This window comes from Streptomyces sp. SID1328 (genome assembly GCF_009865595.1).
GTDB classification, from domain to species: Bacteria; Actinomycetota; Actinomycetes; order Streptomycetales; family Streptomycetaceae; genus Streptomyces; species Streptomyces griseoluteus.
This window is the reverse complement of sequence record NZ_WWKH01000848.1, coordinates 1-759: the sequence shown is the minus strand read 5'-3', so window position 1 is coordinate 759 and position 759 is coordinate 1. Positions and strand designations below refer to the sequence as shown.

General features: G+C 69.4%; 2 protein-coding genes. Both read left to right on the top strand.

The annotated features are described in order from the left end of the window. The coding region (locus GT030_RS26815; RefSeq protein ID WP_202460603.1) for a hypothetical protein at positions 1 to 280 on the top strand (280 nt) is incomplete at its 5' end. A 114-nt stretch (positions 281 to 394) separates the two neighbouring features. Next, positions 395 to 759, top strand: a 365-nt coding sequence (locus GT030_RS26810; RefSeq protein ID WP_161203313.1) for a sugar phosphate nucleotidyltransferase, incomplete at its 3' end; no start/stop codon positions are given.

The following is a 759-nucleotide window of genomic DNA, read 5'->3' as shown; positions in this document are numbered from 1 at the left end:
GGAGCCGGCCGCCGAGGAGCCCGCCGCCGAGGCGGAGCCCGAGGAGGCCGCGCCCGCCAAGAAGACCGCCCGCAAGGCGGCCAAGAAGGCCCCGGCGAAGAAGACGGCCGCGAAGAAGACCACGGCCGCCAAGAAGACGACGGCAGCGAAGAAGACCGCCGCCAAGACGACGACGGCGAAGAAGACGACGGCCAAGAAGGCGGCCAAGACCGCCAAGACGGCCGCCAAGTCGACGGCGAAGAAGACCACCACGGTCCCCGCGCCGGACGACGAGAGCTGAACCTGACACCCCTCGTGTGGTCCTGTCGTTCGCGACAGGGCCACACGGCTTTACCCCCCACCCCGCGAACCGGGGAAGTCACCCCGTGCACGGGGAAGTTAAGGAGAACCCGCGATGATAGGTCTCGTGCTGGCGGCCGGCGCCGGACGGCGTCTGCGCCCCTACACCGACACCCTGCCGAAGGCTCTGGTGCCGGTGGGCCCGGAGGGCGACGAGGAGTCGCTGACGGTGCTGGACCTGACGCTGGGGAACTTCGCGGAGGTCGGCCTGACCGAGGTCGGCGTCATCGTCGGCTACCGCAAGGAGGCCGTCTACGACCGCAAGGCCGCGCTGGAGGCCAAGTACGGCCTGAAGATCACGCTGATCGACAACGACAAGGCCGAGGAGTGGAACAACGCCTACTCCCTGTGGTGCGGCCGGGACGCGCTGAAGGACGGCGTGATCCTCGCCAACGGCGACACCGTGCACCCGGTCTCGGT